Source organism: Chloroflexota bacterium (genome assembly GCA_016235055.1).
Lineage (GTDB): Bacteria > Chloroflexota > Anaerolineae > JACRMK01 > JACRMK01 > JACRMK01.
This window is the reverse complement of sequence record JACRMK010000095.1, coordinates 55,028-71,975: the sequence shown is the minus strand read 5'-3', so window position 1 is coordinate 71,975 and position 16,948 is coordinate 55,028. Positions and strand designations below refer to the sequence as shown.

The 16,948-nt window shown below is 66.1% G+C and carries 16 protein-coding genes; 12 read left to right on the top strand and 4 right to left on the bottom strand.

All coding sequences use genetic code 11. The features are described 5' to 3' along the window. The first annotated feature begins 359 nt into the window (after window positions 1-359). From HZB53_21980 to HZB53_21960, 5 genes are all read left to right on the top strand, one after another. Complete coding sequence (locus HZB53_21980; protein ID MBI5880329.1) at window positions 360-1,484, top strand: glucose 1-dehydrogenase; 1,125 nt, start codon at window positions 360-362, stop codon at window positions 1,482-1,484. Beyond that, window positions 1,481-3,874: a glucan 1,4-alpha-glucosidase gene (locus tag HZB53_21975; GenBank protein MBI5880328.1), complete on the top strand. Its 2,394-nt coding sequence runs from the start codon at window positions 1,481-1,483 to the stop codon at window positions 3,872-3,874. Before HZB53_21980 ends, HZB53_21975 begins: the two co-directional genes overlap by 4 nt. Before the next feature lie 179 nt (window positions 3,875-4,053). Then, a complete protein-coding gene (locus tag HZB53_21970; protein ID MBI5880327.1) occupies window positions 4,054-4,791 on the top strand; it encodes a hypothetical protein in 738 nt (245 codons plus the stop codon). A gap of 549 nt (window positions 4,792-5,340) precedes the next feature. Next, window positions 5,341-7,674: a hypothetical protein gene (locus tag HZB53_21965; GenBank protein ID MBI5880326.1), complete on the top strand. Its 2,334-nt coding sequence runs from the start codon at window positions 5,341-5,343 to the stop codon at window positions 7,672-7,674. Continuing rightward, the gene (locus HZB53_21960; GenBank protein ID MBI5880325.1) at window positions 7,671-8,711 is read left to right on the top strand and encodes a 2-hydroxyglutaryl-CoA dehydratase; all 1,041 of its coding nucleotides are present in this window, start codon (window positions 7,671-7,673) and stop codon (window positions 8,709-8,711) included. Before HZB53_21965 ends, HZB53_21960 begins: the two co-directional genes overlap by 4 nt. 39 nt (window positions 8,712-8,750) lie before the next feature. Here the strand turns inward: HZB53_21960 and HZB53_21955 are convergent, their stop codons facing one another. The 4 genes from HZB53_21955 to HZB53_21940 form a co-directional block, all read right to left on the bottom strand. Then, the gene (locus HZB53_21955; protein MBI5880324.1) at window positions 8,751-9,437 is read right to left on the bottom strand and encodes a hypothetical protein; all 687 of its coding nucleotides are present in this window, start codon (window positions 9,435-9,437) and stop codon (window positions 8,751-8,753) included. Between the two features lie 518 nt (window positions 9,438-9,955). Beyond that, on the bottom strand, window positions 9,956-10,285 hold the full coding sequence (locus tag HZB53_21950) for a HigA family addiction module antidote protein (protein MBI5880323.1): 330 nt from the start codon (window positions 10,283-10,285) through the stop codon (window positions 9,956-9,958). Between the two features lie 8 nt (window positions 10,286-10,293). After that, entirely contained in the window at window positions 10,294-10,587 is a 294-nt protein-coding gene (locus HZB53_21945; GenBank protein ID MBI5880322.1) for a type II toxin-antitoxin system RelE/ParE family toxin, read from the bottom strand. A 71-nt stretch (window positions 10,588-10,658) separates the two neighbouring features. After that, complete coding sequence (locus HZB53_21940) at window positions 10,659-11,048, bottom strand: hypothetical protein (protein ID MBI5880321.1); 390 nt, start codon at window positions 11,046-11,048, stop codon at window positions 10,659-10,661. Between the two features lie 218 nt (window positions 11,049-11,266). On the opposite strand from HZB53_21940, the gene gatC reads away from it, so the two are divergent. The 7 genes from gatC to HZB53_21905 all read left to right on the top strand — a co-directional run bounded on the left by gatC (window position 11,267) and on the right by HZB53_21905 (window position 16,872). Then, window positions 11,267-11,554, top strand: coding sequence for an Asp-tRNA(Asn)/Glu-tRNA(Gln) amidotransferase subunit GatC (gene gatC, locus HZB53_21935; protein ID MBI5880320.1), 288 nt, complete (start codon window positions 11,267-11,269; stop codon window positions 11,552-11,554). Between the two features lie 99 nt (window positions 11,555-11,653). Then, window positions 11,654-13,108 carry an Asp-tRNA(Asn)/Glu-tRNA(Gln) amidotransferase subunit GatA gene (gene gatA, locus HZB53_21930; GenBank protein MBI5880319.1) on the top strand — a complete coding sequence of 485 codons (1,455 nt, stop codon included), beginning with the start codon at window positions 11,654-11,656 and terminating at the stop codon, window positions 13,106-13,108. Between the two features lie 6 nt (window positions 13,109-13,114). Next, a complete protein-coding gene (gene rsmI / locus HZB53_21925; GenBank protein MBI5880318.1) occupies window positions 13,115-13,801 on the top strand; it encodes a 16S rRNA (cytidine(1402)-2'-O)-methyltransferase in 687 nt (228 codons plus the stop codon). A 33-nt stretch (window positions 13,802-13,834) separates the two neighbouring features. Further along, entirely contained in the window at window positions 13,835-14,881 is a 1,047-nt protein-coding gene (locus HZB53_21920; GenBank protein ID MBI5880317.1) for an NTP transferase domain-containing protein, read from the top strand. A 10-nt stretch (window positions 14,882-14,891) separates the two neighbouring features. Next, complete coding sequence (locus HZB53_21915) at window positions 14,892-16,058, top strand: aminotransferase class I/II-fold pyridoxal phosphate-dependent enzyme (protein MBI5880316.1); 1,167 nt, start codon at window positions 14,892-14,894, stop codon at window positions 16,056-16,058. Between the two features lie 23 nt (window positions 16,059-16,081). Next, window positions 16,082-16,417: a hypothetical protein gene (locus HZB53_21910; GenBank protein ID MBI5880315.1), complete on the top strand. Its 336-nt coding sequence runs from the start codon at window positions 16,082-16,084 to the stop codon at window positions 16,415-16,417. Then, the gene (locus tag HZB53_21905; GenBank protein ID MBI5880314.1) at window positions 16,414-16,872 is read left to right on the top strand and encodes a type II toxin-antitoxin system VapC family toxin; all 459 of its coding nucleotides are present in this window, start codon (window positions 16,414-16,416) and stop codon (window positions 16,870-16,872) included. The genes HZB53_21910 and HZB53_21905 overlap by 4 nt, the downstream gene beginning before the upstream one ends. Window positions 16,873-16,948 lie beyond the last annotated feature (76 nt).

The window sequence follows — 16,948 nt, the reverse complement described above, 5'->3', positions numbered from 1 at the left end:
GGGGGTGGGGCTGATGGGTACAAGCGAGTTCGCCCGGGGCGCCATCCCGCGCAAGCGTGCAGGGCGCTCATGCGATTTACGCCCAAACTGAGTAGAACGGGTTGCATGCTCACGACGACTACCCGGTAAACAAGTACGAGAATTCTATCCCGCCGCGCTACATCGGCAAGTCGATCGTGAACGCGCTGCCTTTGCCCTCCCCCCTCGCTCGTCGCCGCACCTGTCCATCCTACCGTCGCCTCTCATCCCGCGCTGAAAAACCAGCCCTGCAAATCCTCCCCCGCGATTGGCCAAAACCTGAAGGCGTGCTAGATTAGTTATATATGCTAACCATTCTATGCACGCCCAGGGAGGGCCACATGAAAGCAATCGCAGTCGTACCCGGCACGCCGGACATGCGCCTGGTGGAACGGCTGGAACCGGCCATCAACGCGCCGGACGAAGTCAAGCTGCGCGTTGTGCGCGTCGGTATTTGCGGCACGGACCGCGAGGAAGCGGCCGGCGGACGCTTGCTCGTGCCGGACGGCCAGGCCGATCTGGTTATCGGGCATGAGATGATGGGCCAGGTCGTCGGCGTCGGCTCGAACGTCACGCGCGTCAAGCTCGGCGACTACGCCGTCTTCACCGTGCGGCGCGGCTGCGGCCAGTGCGTCGCCTGCGGCATGAACCGCTCCGACATGTGCAGCAGCGGCAAGTACCGCGAGCGCGGCATCTGGGGCCTCGACGGCTACCAGGCCGAGTACGCCGTGGACAAGGAACAATATGCCGTGCGCGTGCCGCCCGAACTGGCGGCCGTCGGCGTGCTGACCGAGCCGCTCTCGGTCGCGGAGAAGGCGATTGACGAGGCAGTACGTGTGCAGGTCGCGCGCCTGCCCGACGCGCCTGCCACGCCGAACTGGCTGTTCGAGCGGCGCTGCCTCGTCGCCGGGCTCGGCCCGATTGGCCTGCTGGCCGCGCTGATCCTGCGCCTGCGCGGCGCGGAGGTCTACGGGCTCGACATCGTGGACGAGAGCAGCGCGCGCCCGCAGTGGCTGAAGACGATCGGTGGCCGGTACATCGACGGGCGGCAGGTGCCGGCTGACCAGGTCGATGACACGGTCGGGGAGATGGAACTGATTTTCGAGGCGACCGGCGTCGCCGCGCTGGAGTTCAACCTGCTCGACGCGCTGGCGCAGGATGGCGTCTATGTCCTGACCGGCATCCCCGGCGGCAATCGCCCGGTCGAAATCCACGGCGCGGAACTGATGCGCCAGCTCGTGCTCGAGAACCAGGTGATGATCGGCAGCGTCAACGCCGCGCGCGACCACTACCAGATGGCGGTGGACGACCTCGGCACGGCGCGCCTGCGCTGGGGCGATCACGTCGCGAAGCTGATCAGCCACCGGCACGCCTACACCGACGCCGCGACGGCGCTGGCCCAGCACCCAACCGACGAGATCAAGTGCGTCATCGAGTGGGCGCCCGAAGGTGGTGCGAGCGCATGAGCGACACACAGAATGCGCCCGGCATCGCGCCGCGCTGGACATCGAGCGCCAAGAGCGGCGTCGGCACCTCGCTCAGCGATGCCAGCCGCGTCTGGTTCACGCTGAGCCACGGCATCCTCGACGAGGTCTACTTCCCGCGCGTGGACACCGCCTGCACGCGCGACCTCGGCCTGCTCGTCAGTGACGGCCGCGACTTCTTCTCCGAGGAGAAGCGCGACGCCATGTCCGAAGTCAGCACGCTGGCCGACGGCGTGCCCGCGTACCGGCTGGTGAACAGCTGCAAGCAGGGCCGCTACCGGATCGAGAAGCAGATCGTGGCCGACCCGCTGCGCGACGCCGTTTTGCAGTGGACGCGCTTCACGCCGCTGGCCGGCGCGCTGGACGACTACCATCTCTATGCGCTGCTCGCGCCGCACCTCGGCAACTTCGGCGCGGGCAACACCGCCTGGGTCGGCGACTACAAGGGCACGCCGATGCTGTTCGCCACGCGCGACGACGACTACGCGCTGGCGCTGGCCTGTTCCGCACCATGGCTCAAGCGCTCGGCCGGCTTCGCGGGCGTCTCCGACGGCTGGCAGGACGTCCACGCGCACAAGCAGATGCAGTGGGCGTACCCGCGCGCGGAGAACGGCAACGTCGCGCTGACCGGCGAGATCGATCTGCGCGCCTGCGGCGGCGAGTTCGTGCTGGCGCTCGCCTTCGGGCAGAGCGCCGCCGAGGCGGGACACCGCGCGCTGGCTAGTCTGGTCGACGGCTTCAGCGCGGCGCGCGACGCGTACGTTGCGGAGTGGCAGCAATGGCAGAGCGCCATCGTGCCGCCCACGCCGGCGCTGCCGGGCGAGCGCGATCTCTACCGCACGAGCGCCGCCGTGCTGCGCACGCACGAGGCGGCCAACTTCCCGGGCGGCATGATCGCCAGCCTGTCGATTCCCTGGGGCTTCGCGCAGGGCGACGACGACCTCGGCGGCTACCACCTGGTCTGGCCGCGCGATCTGGTCGAGACGGCCGGCGGCCTGCTGGCGGCCGGCGCGCGCGACGACGCGCGGCGCGTGGCGCAGTTCCTGCACATCACGCAGGAGGCCGACGGCCACTGGTCGCAGAACATGTGGCTGGACGGCACGCCATACTGGGGCGGCGTGCAGATGGACGAGACCGCCCTGCCGATCCTCCTGCTCGATCTGCTGCGCCGCGAGAGCACGCTGGAGGATGGCGAGCTCGCCGAGTACTGGCCGATGGTGCGCCGCGCGGCGAGTTACCTCGTCGCCAACGGGCCGGTGACGCAGGAGGACCGCTGGGAGGAAGACCCCGGCTACTCGCCGTTCACGCTGGCCGCCGAGATCGCCGGGCTGCTGGCCGCCGCCGACTTCGCCGATGCCAACGGCGAGGGGCGCGCCGCGCAGTTCCTGCGCGAGACGGCCGATGTATGGAACGCGAGCATCGAGCGCTGGATCTACGCCAGCGACACCGACCTGGCGCGCGCGGCCGGCGTGGACGGCTACTACGTGCGCATCGCGCCGCCCGACGTGGCCGATGCAGCATCGCCCTCCATGGGCTTCGTGCCGATCAAGAACCGGCCGCCGGGTGAGAGCGATGAAGCGGCCGCCAGCCTCGTCAGCCCTGACGCGCTGGCGCTGGTGCGCTTCGGCCTGCGCGCGCCCGGCGACCCGCGCATCGTGAACACCGTGCGCGTGCTCGACTACCTTCTTAAAGTGGAGACGCCGAACGGGCCATCGTGGCACCGTTACAATGACGACGGCTACGGCGAGCACGCCGACGGCTCGCCGTTTGACGGCACCGGTGTGGGCCGCGCCTGGCCGCTGCTGACCGCCGAGCGCGCGCACTACGAACTGTCCGCGGGCCGGCGCGACTCCGCGCTGGCACTGCTGCACGCCGTCGAGGCGTTCGCGGGCGACGGCGGCATGATCCCGGAGCAGATATGGGATTCGCCCGATATCCCGGAGAAAGAGCTAACCTTCGGTCATCCCTCCGGATCGGCGATGCCGCTGGTCTGGGCGCACGCCGAGTACATCAAGCTGCGCCGCTCGCTGCGCGATGGCCGCATCTTCGACACGCCGCCCGCCGCTGCGCAGCGCTACGCGCGTGATCACACCGGCTCGCCGCACGCACTCTGGTCGTTCAACCTGAAAGCGCGGCGCATGGCGCAGGGCAAGACGCTGCGCATCGTCGCCACCGAACCGGCGCGGGTGCGCTGGAGCACCGACAACTGGCAGACCACGCACGACGCCGACACGCAGGATTCGACACTCGGCGCGCACTACCTCGATCTGCCGACCGAGCAACTGCCCGCCGGCGCAACGGTGACGTTCACCTTCTACTGGCCGGGCGCGAACGACTGGGAGGGCGAGAATTACAGCGTCAGCGTGGAGTGAAAAGCCAGTTAACGGTCAACCGTGAACGGTGAACAGAGCATAGAGTAGGGGCGTTCAATTGAATGAACGCCGGATTACCGTGACAGCAAGCCCCGGAGGCAGGCGTCTTCGGGGTTTTTGTTTGTGCGGTACAATATGCTGGCACTCTGGCGCATAATTTCACGGGGAGAGGCAATCGTATGGACCTCGCTGCCACGCTCTCGCAGGCGCTCGACATGTACGGCTTGCCCGCCGTGTTTGCGATCATGCTCCTGAAGGAGATCGGCGTACCCGTGCCCGTGCCCTCCGATTTGATCATCCTCGGCGGGGCGGCGCGCGCGGCGCAGGGCAAAGAGTCGGTTGCGCTCGTGTTCCTCGTGATTCTTTTGCCGATGGTGATTGGCGGCATCGTGCAGTATGCGCTCGTGCGCGGCCCGGCGCGCCAGTTCATCTACCGCGTCGGGCCGCACATCGGCCTGCCGGCTGCGCGGCTCGACAAGATGATGGAGAGCATCCGGCGCGGCGGCATAGCGGCAGTCGCGCTCGGGTTGACAACGCCTGGCGTGCGCATCGCGACCGTGCCGGCCTCCGGACTGGCGCGCCTTGCGCCGCGTGTGTTTGTGCCGGGGCTGATCGCCGGCAGCGCGTTCTTCCTTGCGTGGCATTTCGTGCTCGGTTTCGCCGGCGGATTGCTGCTCGCTCTTGCCGGCAACTCGACGCCCTTGCTCGTCGCGCTGCTGGTGGCCGTACTGGCCGGCGGCGCGCTCGGCTGGTTCATCATTCACCGGCGGCGCGCTCAAACGGGGAAACATGCGCCGGCCACGGTCGCCGAAACCTACGGGGCATGGGCGCATGCCGTATGCCCGGCCTGTCTCGCGGTGGCGGTGGTACACGAGGCGCAGCGCGAAGCCGGTCGCAGCCCGTTCCCAATTGATTGACCCCCACGCCGGGAACAGATGCCAGCGTAACGGGTGTATTTCACAAGGGACCGGTCTCTGATCTGTCCTGCAAGCGGATCTGTGACCCGCCTCAGCAGAATCGCGGCATCCGTACAAGCGGAGGGTTTATTGACCCGCCGCCTTTCATATGTCGCGACCCTGTCTTCCGAACTGTTCTCGAAGCACGTCATGGCAAAGCCCACCGCTTTTTTCGTGCCAATCTGGCAGTACGATGGCATAAACTACCCGTTTGGGCAGCCGGCAGCGTTTGCGCGGTCATCGGCCGCCCCAAAGTGGCAGACATTGGTCTGGCGGCCGTGGCATTTGTCCCTTGACGGACTCCTCCCGAAACCTCATACTGGGCCTCAACGTACTTGCTCTGCCCCTCACCGGCCGTCGCACCACCAGACATGGCGTCTTTTGGCGGCCGGAATGCTACCACTGGCAGTCGTTTGACTGTTAGATGTCTCCAGCACGTTGACGACGTTTGATCAATGGACACGGTGACCATGCGCGGCTTGGCGCGGTCGCCCGGAGGAGGAGACGCGAATGAGTGTGCGAGTTGGCATCCCCCGCGCTTTGCAGTTCTACCAGCATTACCCGCTCTGGCATACGTTCTTCGACGAACTTGGCGTCGAGACACTCCTCTCGCCTCCCACCAACCGCGAGATTGTGACCGCGGGCGCCCGGGTCGTCGCGGACGTGACCTGCCTGCCGGTCAAAGTCTATGCGGGGCACGTCTCGTGGCTGCGCGACGACGGCCGCGCCGATTTCGTCTTCGTGCCCGCCATCTGGAGCATGCAGCCGGACGCATTCCACTGCGCCAAGTTCAAGGGCCTGCCCGACATCATGAAGGCGACGGTGCCCGACTGCCCGCCGCTGATCGATATCGAGATCGACCCGCAAAACCGCAAGCTCACGACCGAGGGCGCGTTTCGCAGGATGGGCATGCGCTTCACCTGGAACCCGCTGAAGGTGCAGCGCGCCTGGGAACGGGCGCGCGAGGCGGATCTCCGTTTCCGGGCCATGCTGGCGCGTGAGCAGATCACTTTCCCCGAGGCCTTGGCGCGCCTGTACGGCGCGGAGATGGTCCAGAGCGAGCGCGCCCCGAACACGGACGCCCCGCTCACCATCGGCCTCGTCGGCCACCCGTACTGCCTGTACGACGACTACGTTAATCACAACCTGATCAAACGACTCTCCGACCTCGGCATCCACATCCGCACGGGCGAAATGGTATCGCCGGCCGATGCCCGACTCGGCATTGCGCGCACGACCGGCCAGACGCTCTGGTTCTTCGACGAGCTTATGTCGGGCGCGGCGGGCTACTACCTGTACGAATCGAACGTGGACGGCCTGATCGCCGCCGTCGCGTTCGCCTGCGGGCCGGATTCGACGATGGTCGAGACGATCAACCGCCGGGCGCACGCCGCGCGGCGTTCCTGCCTCACGCTCGTGCTCGACGAGCATGGCAGCGCGACCGGCATGGTCACGCGGCTCGAAGCGTTCGTGGACATGCTAACGCGGCAGAAGCAGAATCGCAAAGACGCCGCGACCGCGGGGACAATCGAGCCGGTTGCCGCGCGCACCGTCAAGCCGCCGACCATTCTGCACCACCACAACACACCGGTGATCGGTTTCCCGACGATGGGCACGTCGTATGTTCCGCTCAAGTCGATGTTCCGTGGCATCGGCGCGCAGGTGGAGCTCGGGCCGCCGGTCAGCAAGCGCACCGTCACACTCGGCGCGAAGTCGTCGCCAGAGTTCATCTGCACCGTGTACCGCCAGATCCTCGGCAACATGATCGAGATGCTGGAAGCGGGCGCGAACACGCTGATCTATGTGGACGGCATCGACCTATGCCGCAACAGCAGCTACCGGCAGTTGCTCAACGATGCCCTGCACGACATGGGCTACACGTTCCGCCTGATGAGCTTCTCGGAGTTGTTCGCAGGCGGCGTGTTCGCCATGCCGAAGTTCCTGCGCCAGTTCGCGCCGGGTATATCCACGCCCGACGTCGTGCGGCAGATCGCATTGGCGCTCGCCAAACTGAACGCCGTGGACGCGGTCGAGCGGCGCGTGCAGCACACCCGTCCGCGCGAGCTCACCCCCGGCGCGGCCGACAAGCAGTGGACCGAGGCGCTCATCCGCCTGGACGGCGCGACCAGCCACGACGCGCTCAAGCGCACGAAGGCCGACATACTGGCTGGGCTCGCAGCCGTGCCGCTGAACCCGGACGCGCGGCCCGTGAAGATCGGCGTCATAGGAGAAATCTTCGCCGTGCTCGACCCGTTTTTCAATCTGGATGTCGAGCGCGAGTTGGGGCGACTGGGCGCCGACGTCGAGCGCACGCTGATGCTGAGCCGGTGGGGCAAGGCGTCGCTGATCCTCGAGGCGCTCGGCTTCCCGCACCAGCCGGAGATCGCACGCGCCGCCAAACCGTACCTGCGCTGGAACGTCTCCGGCGAGGGCTGGGTCTCGATCGGCGAGACGGTGCTCTGCGCGGAACGCGGCTTCGACGGCATGGTGGAACTGCTGCCGTTCACCTGCGAGCCGGAGATCACCGCGCTCAACATCCTGCCGAAGGTCAGCCGCGAGCACAACATCCCGGTCATGCCGTTCATCTTCGACGACCAGTCGGGCCGCGCGGGCATGCGCACGCGGCTGGAGGCGTTCGTCGATCTGCTGCGCCGCCGGCGCGAGATGGCGGCCGGGTCGGAGCGGGCGGCGCCAACTGCGGAACTGCCCCGGCGCACGGCGGTCGGCGAGGACGTCTGCGCCGGCTGTCCGGTGACCGTACAGTGCGGTGGCGGCGCGCGCCGCGCCGACATGAGCCGCTGCGCACTGGCCACGCCAGGCGCCAACGCGAGGAGGATGCCATGAGAATCTACCTGGGTGTCGATGTCGGCTCGGTAACGACCAAGGTCGTCGCGCTCGACCCAGACGACAACGTGCTGGAGTCGCTCTATTTGCGCACACGCGGCAAGCCGATCGAGGTCGTGCAGCAGGGCTTGCGCGAGATCCGCACACGGCTGGCCAACCGCCCGGTCGACGTGGCGGGCGTCGGCACGACCGGCAGCGGCCGCTACCTGGCCGCGGTCGTCGTCGGCGCGGACGTGATCAAGAACGAGATCACCGCGCACGCCGTGGCGACCTCGCATTACGTGCCCGGCGTGCAGACGATCATCGAGATCGGCGGGCAGGACTCCAAGATCATCGTCCTGCGCGACGGCGTGGCGGTGGACTTCGGCATGAACACGGTCTGCGCGGCGGGCACCGGCGCGTTCCTCGACCAGCAAGCCGCGCGCTTGAACATGAAGATCGAGGAGGTGGGGCCGCTGGCGCTGCAGTCGCGCACGCCGGTGCGCATCGCGGGGCGCTGCACCGTCTTCGCCGAGTCGGACATGATTCACAAACAGCAGATGGGCCACCGGGTCGAGGATATCCTCTACGGCCTCTGCCAGGCGATGGCGCGCAACTACCTGAACAACGTCGGCCTTGGCAAGGAGATCTGTGAGCGGGTCGTGTTTCAGGGCGGCGTGGCGTACAACCAGGGCATGGTGCGCGCATTTGAGGACGCGCTGGAGACGCCGATCCATGTGCCGCCGCACCACGAGGTGATGGGCGCCATCGGCGCGGCGCTACTGGCGCACGAGACGGTGCACAGCGGACGGCGGCCGACGCGCTTCAAAGGCTTCGACGCCGGGGCGCTCAACTACCGCACGATCTCATTCGAGTGCCACCACTGCTCGAACCGCTGCGAGATCGTGCAGGTCTCGGTGAACAAGCAGGTGGCGGCACGCTGGGGCGGACGCTGCGACCGCTGGGAGGTCAACGAGTCAGCCGCGCCGCAGCACGCCGGCGCCCCGGCGGCGCTGGCGGCCGTGCCCGACATGCCCGACTGCGAGACGTGCCCGTAGCGGAGCACGGGAAACGCGTTCTGCCGGGAATGGCGGCGCTCAGAGCACGATCAGATGCCCGAGGCGGAGCGCGTCGGACTCCACATGCCGGACGACTTCGGCCTGCGCGGCCGGCTCGCGGGCGGCCAACAGGTTCGTCGTGTGCTGCCAGACGCCCTCGCGCCAGCGCATGATCAGATGCGAGATCAGCAACTCGTCGAGCGGGCCGAACGCCTTGTCGAGCGAGGCCATGATCGGCATGGCCGGATCGAGCACCTGGTCCTGCACGGCGTCGATCGTGGCACAGATCACAAGGTTGACGTGGCCGTAGTCGGCATAGCGGCCGGCGCGCTGCGCCTCGTTGAGCGTATCCCACTCCGGCCGCAGCAGATCGGCGGTCGCCAGCACCAGGTCGTAGTTGATGTGCGCGTTGACGCCCAGCAACAGGTTTTGCAGCGCCGTGATATTCGGGTTGCGCGTCGCGTGGTGCGCCAGTTGCCAGACCGCCGGGGACGCGGCCGCATCGCGCTCAAACGCATCCAACGCGGCGAAGTAGTAGTCCGCGAAGTGATTGAGCAGGCGATCCACCCACACTGCATCGCGAAACTCGCCGCGCTCCAGCGCAGTGAGCACATTGCGCGTCATCAACAGGTAGCAGTCGAGGAAGGTCGCGCGCCGGTCGGCGCTGGCCTGCCACTGCGAGACCAGCGTCCGCATGCGCTCGGCGACTGCGGTGTCAGGCAGCATCGATGGTATTCTCCATGCACGTTCGATTATACGTCATTATGCTCAAACATTCGTGGTAAGTGTTCAGTCCAGTTTGTCATTGCGAGAATTCCCATACCGCGCGCGCTATGCGATGCGGCATGACATTTGTGGTAGGGGTCGGGCTTGCCCCGACCCGGCACCGGGCACCCGCGAGGTGTGCCCCTACAAGGAATACCGCGAACGTCATGAGCAGCGGTTTTTGCGAAGCAATCTCCACCCTTGTTAGGTGAGAGCGTTGCAGGGAGATTGCTTCGTCGCAAACGACGCTCCTCGCAATGACGCCTGAACAGTTACCATTCGTGAAGGCGGAAACCGCCTTCGCGCGCTGAAAGCGTGCGCGAGCAGGCACGAGGCGCAACCGTCGATAAAATACGAAAACGGCCCACTCGAAATCGAGCGGGCAGTGGAGTTACTGGCGGCGATGCTTTGTCAATACAAACGGAGAGGTAATCTCCCTGCGCCAGCATCCAGTGGTATGCGCCAGGCAATGGCACGGTCTATCGAGGCGCGCTCAAGGGTTCGGCAGACGCTACAAACGGCTTGATCATGCGCAAGGTGCTTGTTTCGTGTTGCCGAACTGCATACAGGTCGAGGCGCAACTGCATGTTCATCCAAAAATCGGCGCTGGTGCCAAAGAACCTGGCGAGCCGCAGTGCCGTGCTGGGCGTCAACCCTCGGCGGCCATTGACGATTTCGTTGATGCGCTGGTACGGCACGCGAATCGCCCGAGCCAGATCGCGCTGGGTCAGGCTCATGGGAATCAGGAATTCCTCGAGCAACACCTCTCCGGGATGGGTCGGCGGTCGATGAGTCGGAATACGAACCATGCCGTCTCCTAATGGTAGTCAACGATTTCGACCTGGGCAGGCCCGGTGGGCGTCCAGGTGAAACAGATACGATACTGATCGTTTAGTCGAATGCCGTGCTGGCCCCGGCGGTTGCCGGACAACGCCTCGAGTCGATTAGCCGGTGGTACGCGCAAGTCCTCCAGCGTGGCCGCGGCGTCCATTAGATCGAGCTTGCGAGCGGCGATCTTCAACAGCGCGGTTGGGCAGGCTCGACGGGCTGCGCGAGTATTGCGACCGTTAAACACATCCTCAGTCCCGGCATCGCGGAACGACTGTATCACAAGAAGCATGATAGCACGGATATCATGCTACTGCAAAGCAGTCAAAACATAGGGTATTGCACTCGTGTGTTTCAACCCAGATGCTTCGCGCGCGTGGTGGGTTGTTGGACAATGGCCTTGCGTTCGCGCTGCTCAGTAACTTCGCCAAGTCCGGCGATAAACCGTCGCAGGTTGTCGCCCCGGCGAAAGCCGGGGCCCAGGGTCAACACCGCTGGATGCCGGCTTTCGCCGGCATGACGGATTGGAATCCCAGCGTACAAGTTTCTGGCGCCTCGCATACCGCCGCCGGTATGGACCATCTCAGCATGACAAGCTAGGACACCGTCAAATTGAATCAGTATGAGATCCTTGCTCGGTAGATTGTAAAACGTGACGAGCATCACCAACGGCTCAAACCAGAATTTCGCATTGCCGTCAGCGGCGCACGCAATTACCCCCATACGGCGGTGGGTGTCTTTCACTTCTGGGGCGGCTATTGGGCGACCAAGTCGTCATGCCCGCGTAGGGGCGCATGGCCACGCGCCCGCATCCAGCGGTGTTGCCCCTGGACTCCCGCCTTCGCGGGAGTGACGATGCTGGCGCCGGTGTGGTGGCGTAGTTGTTCTGCCCCAGATCTGGAATGCACCCTACGGCAGTTCCGGCGGTAGTCGGCGCTGTGCAATAATGTTATAATATACTCGTGAAATTGAGTCGAGACGAGGTATTGCATATTGCCGAACTGGCACGGCTCGGCCTGAGCGAGAGCGAAGTCGAGCGTTTCGGCGCTCAATTGTCTGACATACTGACGTACGCTGACCGCCTGCAGGCAGTCGACTTATCCGGCATTTCGCCGTCGGCGCGGGTGCAGGCCCTGCAGAGCGTGCTGCGCGCGGACGAAGCGGTCCCGTCGCCCGCCCGAGACGCGATCATGGCCAATGCTCCGCAGGCCGCGGACGGCTGTTATCGCGTGCCGCCGGTGCTCGAATAAACCGCGCCGGGTAGCGGCGCTGCAATGGGAGAGGATGCCGGCGGCCTCTTCCTTTTTTGTCTCGCCGCGCTGACCTCCCGTCACATACCACCACTGTTCATGAGCCTGACTGCCCTCACGCTGTCCGACGCTTCCGATCTGTTGCGCCGCAAGTCCGTCTCGTCGGTCGAACTGACGCGCGCCGTGCTGGCGCGCATCGAGGCGGTCGACCCGCAGATCAAGGCGTACCTGACCGTCACGCCGGAGCGGGCGCTGGCGCAGGCCGCGGCGGCCGATGCGCGGCGCGCGCAGGGCGAAGATGCGCCCCTGCTCGGCGTGCCGATCGCCGTGAAAGACGTCATCTGCACGCGCGACGTGCGCACCACGGCCGGCTCGCGCATGCTGGAGACGTTCGTGCCGCCGTACAACGCGACCGTGGTCGAAAAACTGGATGCGGCGGGCGCGGTCATGCTCGGCAAGACGAACACCGACGAGTTCGCGATGGGCTCGTCGACCGAGAACTCGGCCTACTTCACGACCCGCAACCCGTGGGACGTGGCGCGCGTGCCGGGCGGCTCGTCGGGCGGCAGCGCGGCGGCCGTCGCGGCCGACCTGGCGTTCGCCGCGCTCGGCTCCGATACCGGCGGCAGCATCCGCCAGCCGGCGGCGCTGTGCGGCGTGGCCGGCCTGAAGCCGACCTACGGCCGCGTCTCGCGCTACGGGCTGATCGCGTTCGCCTCGTCGCTCGACCAGATCGGGCCGTTCGGCAAGTGCGTCAGCGACCTGGCGCTCGTCCTGCAGGCGATCGCTGGGCACGACCCGCGTGATGCGACATCGCTGCCCGCGCCGGTGCCGGACTACGCCGCCGGGCTGGAACCGATGCTCGACGGCGTGCGCATCGGCGTGCCCGACGAGTATTTCATCGCCGGCATCCAGCCGGGCGTTGAGAACGCGGTGCGCCAGGCGATCGAGATCATGGGCGGGCTGGGCGCGGCAGCACAGCGCGCCTCGCTGCCGCATAGCGATTACGCCCTGCCCACGTACTATTTGCTGGCGCCCGCCGAGGCGTCGGCCAACCTGGCGCGTTACGACGGCGTGCGCTACGGCTACCGTCATGCCAGCGCAAGCGACCTGATGGACCAGTACTTGCAGACGCGCGCCGAGGGCTTCGGTCCGGAAGTCAAGCGGCGGATCATGCTCGGCACGTACGCGCTCTCGGCCGGTTACTATGACGCGTACTACCTGCGCGCCCAGCAGATGCGGACGCTGATCAAGCAGGATTTCGACCGCGCGCTGTCGACGTTCGACGTGCTGGTCTGCCCGACGACGCCGACCACGGCATTCAAGATCGGCGAGAAGTCGGACAACCCGCTCGCAATGTACCTGGCCGACATCTTCACGCTGGCGCTGAACCTGGCCGGGCTGTGCGGCGCGACGGTGCCGTGCGGCTTCGCGGGCGGCCTGCCGGTGGGCTTGCAGATCATCGGGCGCGCGCTCGACGAGGCGACGGTGCTGCGCGTGGCGCACGCCTACGAGCAGGCGACAACCTGGCACCGGCGCAAGCCGGCGCTGTAAGCCGCTATGCCCGACGCGCCCGGCACGCTATTCATCGTCTCGACGCCGATCGGCAACGCGGACGACATTAGCGCGCGGGCGTTGAGCACGCTGCGCGCGGCCGACCTGGTCGTGTGCGAGGAGATAGCCAACGGCGAGCGCCTGCTGAAGCGGTACGGCCTCAGCGGCGAACTGACCGATTTGAACGAGCACAACGAGCGGGAGCGCAGCGCCGAACTGACCGCGGAACTGAAGGCCGGGCGGACGCTGGCGCTAGTTTCGGACGCCGGCACGCCGCTGCTGCACGATCCGGGCCGCGCGCTGGTGGAAGCGGCCTGGCGCGCCGGCGCGCGGGTGACCGCCGTGCCGGGCGCGTCGTCGCTGCTGGCGGCGCTGGTCGTCAGTGGCCTTCCTATGGACCAGTTCCGCTACGCCGGCATGCTGCCGGCCAAGCGCGAGGCGCGGCGCGAAGCGATCCAGGCGCTGGCGGGTGAGCGCATGACGATCGTCCTGCTGGACGCGCCGTACCGGCTGGCCGCCGTGCTGGGCGACCTGCTGGAGATCATCGGCGCGGTGCGACCCGCCGTCGTCGCCTGTAATTTGACGATGCCCGGCGAACAGGTGATGCGCGGCACGCTCGGCAGCATTGCGGAGCAGTTCCGCCGCCAGCCGTTCAAGGGCGAGTATGTGATTCTGATCGCAGGAGCAAAATAGCGCCAGGTCCGCAAGTCCGGGCGCTATACCACCATGCAAATTATCATTCCGCTGGCTGGGCTAGGCAGCCGTTTACGCCCGCTGACCTACACGACCCCGAAGCCGCTGGTGCAGGTCGCCGGCAAGACCGTGCTCGGGCACGTGCTCGACTCGCTGCAGGGCTTAGTGATCGACGACATCGTCTTCATCGTCGGCTACCTGGGCGAGCAGATCGAGAAGTACGTGCGCGAGACGTTCCCGCAGTACCGCGCGCACTTCGTGCGGCAGGAAGAGTTAAACGGGCAGTCGCCGGCCATCGCCCTGACGCGGCATATCGTCACTCGTGACGTGCTGATCATCTTCGGCGACACCGTCATCGAGGCCGACCTGAGCGCACTCGACCAGATCGACCACGACGGCGTGATCTACACGAAGGAAGTGGAAGACCCGCGTCGCTTCGGCGTCGTGAAGCTGACCGGCCCGTACATCTCGCGCTTTGTCGAGAAGCCGAAGGAGTTCGTCTCCAACCAGGCGGTCGGCGGCGTGTACTACGTCAAGCACAGCGCCGAACTGTTCGCCGCCATCGACGAGCAGATCGCGCTCCACGTCCAGTTGAAGAACGAGTACTTCCTGGCCGACGCGTTCCAGATCATGATCGACCACGGCGCGAAGTTGTCGACGCGCCTGCTGGCCAACTGGTACGACTGCGGCACAATAGCAAGCCTGCTGGAGACGAACCGCTTCCTCCTGCAGAAACTGGTGCAGGATGGCAACGAGGTCGCGGGTGGGCTGATCATCCCGCCGGTGAGCGTCGCGCCGTCGGCCAAAATCGTCAACAGCATCGTCGGCCCGCACGTCTGCATCGGCGAGAACGCCGTCGTCACAGACTCGCGCATTGGCCCGTTCGTCAGCATCGCCGACGGCGCAGCCATCAGCCACTCGCTCGTGCAGGACTCGATCATCAACCAGGGCGCGCAGATCGACGAAGCCTCGCTGGCCGCCTCGCTGATCGGCAACGAGGCGCGCATCAAAGGCACGTTCGACCGGTTGATCGTCGGCGATCGCTCCGACGTGGACTCGTCGTACAGTTTGAACGCATAGGGAGCATCGCATGGTCAACTATCGTCTCTCCCGGCGCGTGACCAGCGTCCCGCCGTCGGGTATCCGCCGCTTCTTCGATATCGCCGCGACGATGAAGGATGTCATTTCGCTCGGCATCGGCGAGCCGGACTTCGTGACGCCGCAGGCGATCACGCGCGCGGGCATCAACTCGCTGGGCGGCGGCGACACGCACTACACGTCCAATTCCGGCATCGAAGAACTGCGCACGCGGCTGGCCGACCACCTGCACGCCATGTACGGCGTGCGCTACAGCGCCGACGAGTTGTTGATCACCGTCGGCGTGTCCGAGGCGCTGCACCTCGCGATGCAGTCGCTGATCGACCCCGGCGACGAGGTGATCGTGCCGGAGCCGTGCTTCGTGGCGTACAAGCCGAGCGTCGTCTTCGCCGGCGGCGTGGCGGTGGTCGTCGAGACGCGCGTCGAGGACAATTTCGAGGTGACGGCGGCGCAGATCGAGGCGAAGATCACGCCGCGCACCCGCGCCATCCTGCTCGGCTACCCGAACAACCCGACCGGCGCGGTTATGCCACGCCAACGCCTGCTGGAGATCGCGGCACTGGCCGAGAAGCACGACCTGATCGTGCTGTCCGACGAGATCTACGACCGGCTGGTATACGGCGTCGAGCACACCTGCTTTGCGTCGTTGCCGGGTATGCGCGAGCGGACGATCCTGCTTGGCGGCTTCTCCAAGGCGTATGCAATGACCGGCTGGCGCATCGGGTACGCGTGCGCGCCGGTTGAGTTGATCGGCGCACTGCGCAAGGTGCACCAGTACATCATCATGTCGGCGCCGACGACCGGGCAGGTCGCGGCAATCGAGGCGCTGAAGAGCGGCGAGCCGTCCGTCAAGCAGATGGTCGACGAGTACGACCAGCGGCGGCAACTGATCGTGCGCGGCCTGAATCAGATCGGCCTGCCGACTTTCGAGCCGCGCGGCGCATTCTACGCCTTCCCGGACATCCGGTCGACCGGCCTGACCTCCTCGGAGTTCTGTGACCGCCTGCTGATGGAAGGGCGGGTCGCGGTGATCCCGGGCGACGCCTTCGGCGCGTGCGGCGCAGGCTTCGTGCGCGCGGCGTACGCCAATTCGCCGGCCAACATCGAGGAGGCGCTTGACCGGATCGAGACGTTCGTGAAGAAGAACCGTCGGACATAATGGAGGATAGCGGAGGTGGCAAAGTGAGCCTGAACGTGCGAATTCCCGACGCGCTCATGCGCCAAGTTGAGCAGCGCGCAAGCGCCGAGGGCAAGCCCCCTGAGACATGGGTGATCGAGGCTGTTGAAAAACAACTGGATGAAGAATCTGCTTCGACGCCCAGTACGCACCACGAACGCGTCCGTGCGGCCTTGAAGGCGGCCGGTCTGTCGAGCGAGGTTAGCTCCGAACTGATACAACGGTACGTCAAGCCGCGAACGCAGGAAGAAGTCGAGTTGTTGCGTGAGCGGATTCAACGGATTTCGATAACACCGCCGTTGAGTGAGACGATCATCGCGGGCCGGGGCCCGAAATCGTGACAGACTATTTCACCGATAGCAGCGCAATCGTCAAACGCTATGTGGCGGAAACGGGCAGCCCGTGGATGCGCACCATCTGCGCCAGTCGAGGCAACACGATTATTCTGTCGGAAATCGCGCTGGCTGAAGTGGCCGCCGCATTCGCGGCAGCACAACGCAATATGCGTATCACCGCAGACGAATGCCGGGACAGCCTGGGATTGCTGATAGGCGATGCCGCCAGTGCATACCAGTTACTGCCGGTTCAGCGAGCCATCATCGATCGGGCGGTCGAACTCACTCAACGTCATCGGCTGCGCGGGTACGATGCCGTGCAACTGGCGTCCGCGCTGGAAGTTGAACGGGTACTGCGACGCGGCGTGGCGGCATCCCTGACGTTCCTGTCCGCTGATGCGGACTTAGTGACGGCTGCGGTACAAGAAGGGCTGGCTGCCGAGAATCCCAACACGCACTGAAGAACGGTGGCGCCGCTTCACCACTTCGCCGACCAACATCGAGGAAGCGCTCGACCGGATCGAATCGTTCGTGAAG

Excerpts from the sequence above, each read along its gene's own strand:
- HZB53_21950 (MBI5880323.1), bottom strand. The coding sequence starts at position 10,285 with ATGGTTCGTATTCCGACTCATCGACCGCCGACCCATCCCGGAGAGGTG.
- gatA (MBI5880319.1), top strand. The coding sequence starts at position 11,654 with ATGAGCCTGACTGCCCTCACGCTGTCCGACGCTTCCGATCTGTTGCGC.
- HZB53_21915 (MBI5880316.1), top strand. The coding sequence starts at position 14,892 with ATGGTCAACTATCGTCTCTCCCGGCGCGTGACCAGCGTCCCGCCGTCG.
- HZB53_21980 (MBI5880329.1), top strand. The coding sequence starts at position 360 with ATGAAAGCAATCGCAGTCGTACCCGGCACGCCGGACATGCGCCTGGTG.
- HZB53_21965 (MBI5880326.1), top strand. The coding sequence starts at position 5,341 with ATGAGTGTGCGAGTTGGCATCCCCCGCGCTTTGCAGTTCTACCAGCAT.
- rsmI (MBI5880318.1), top strand. The coding sequence starts at position 13,115 with ATGCCCGACGCGCCCGGCACGCTATTCATCGTCTCGACGCCGATCGGC.
- HZB53_21970 (MBI5880327.1), top strand. The coding sequence starts at position 4,054 with ATGGACCTCGCTGCCACGCTCTCGCAGGCGCTCGACATGTACGGCTTG.
- HZB53_21975 (MBI5880328.1), top strand. The coding sequence starts at position 1,481 with ATGAGCGACACACAGAATGCGCCCGGCATCGCGCCGCGCTGGACATCG.
- HZB53_21920 (MBI5880317.1), top strand. The coding sequence starts at position 13,835 with ATGCAAATTATCATTCCGCTGGCTGGGCTAGGCAGCCGTTTACGCCCG.
- HZB53_21960 (MBI5880325.1), top strand. The coding sequence starts at position 7,671 with ATGAGAATCTACCTGGGTGTCGATGTCGGCTCGGTAACGACCAAGGTC.
- HZB53_21955 (MBI5880324.1), bottom strand. The coding sequence starts at position 9,437 with ATGCTGCCTGACACCGCAGTCGCCGAGCGCATGCGGACGCTGGTCTCG.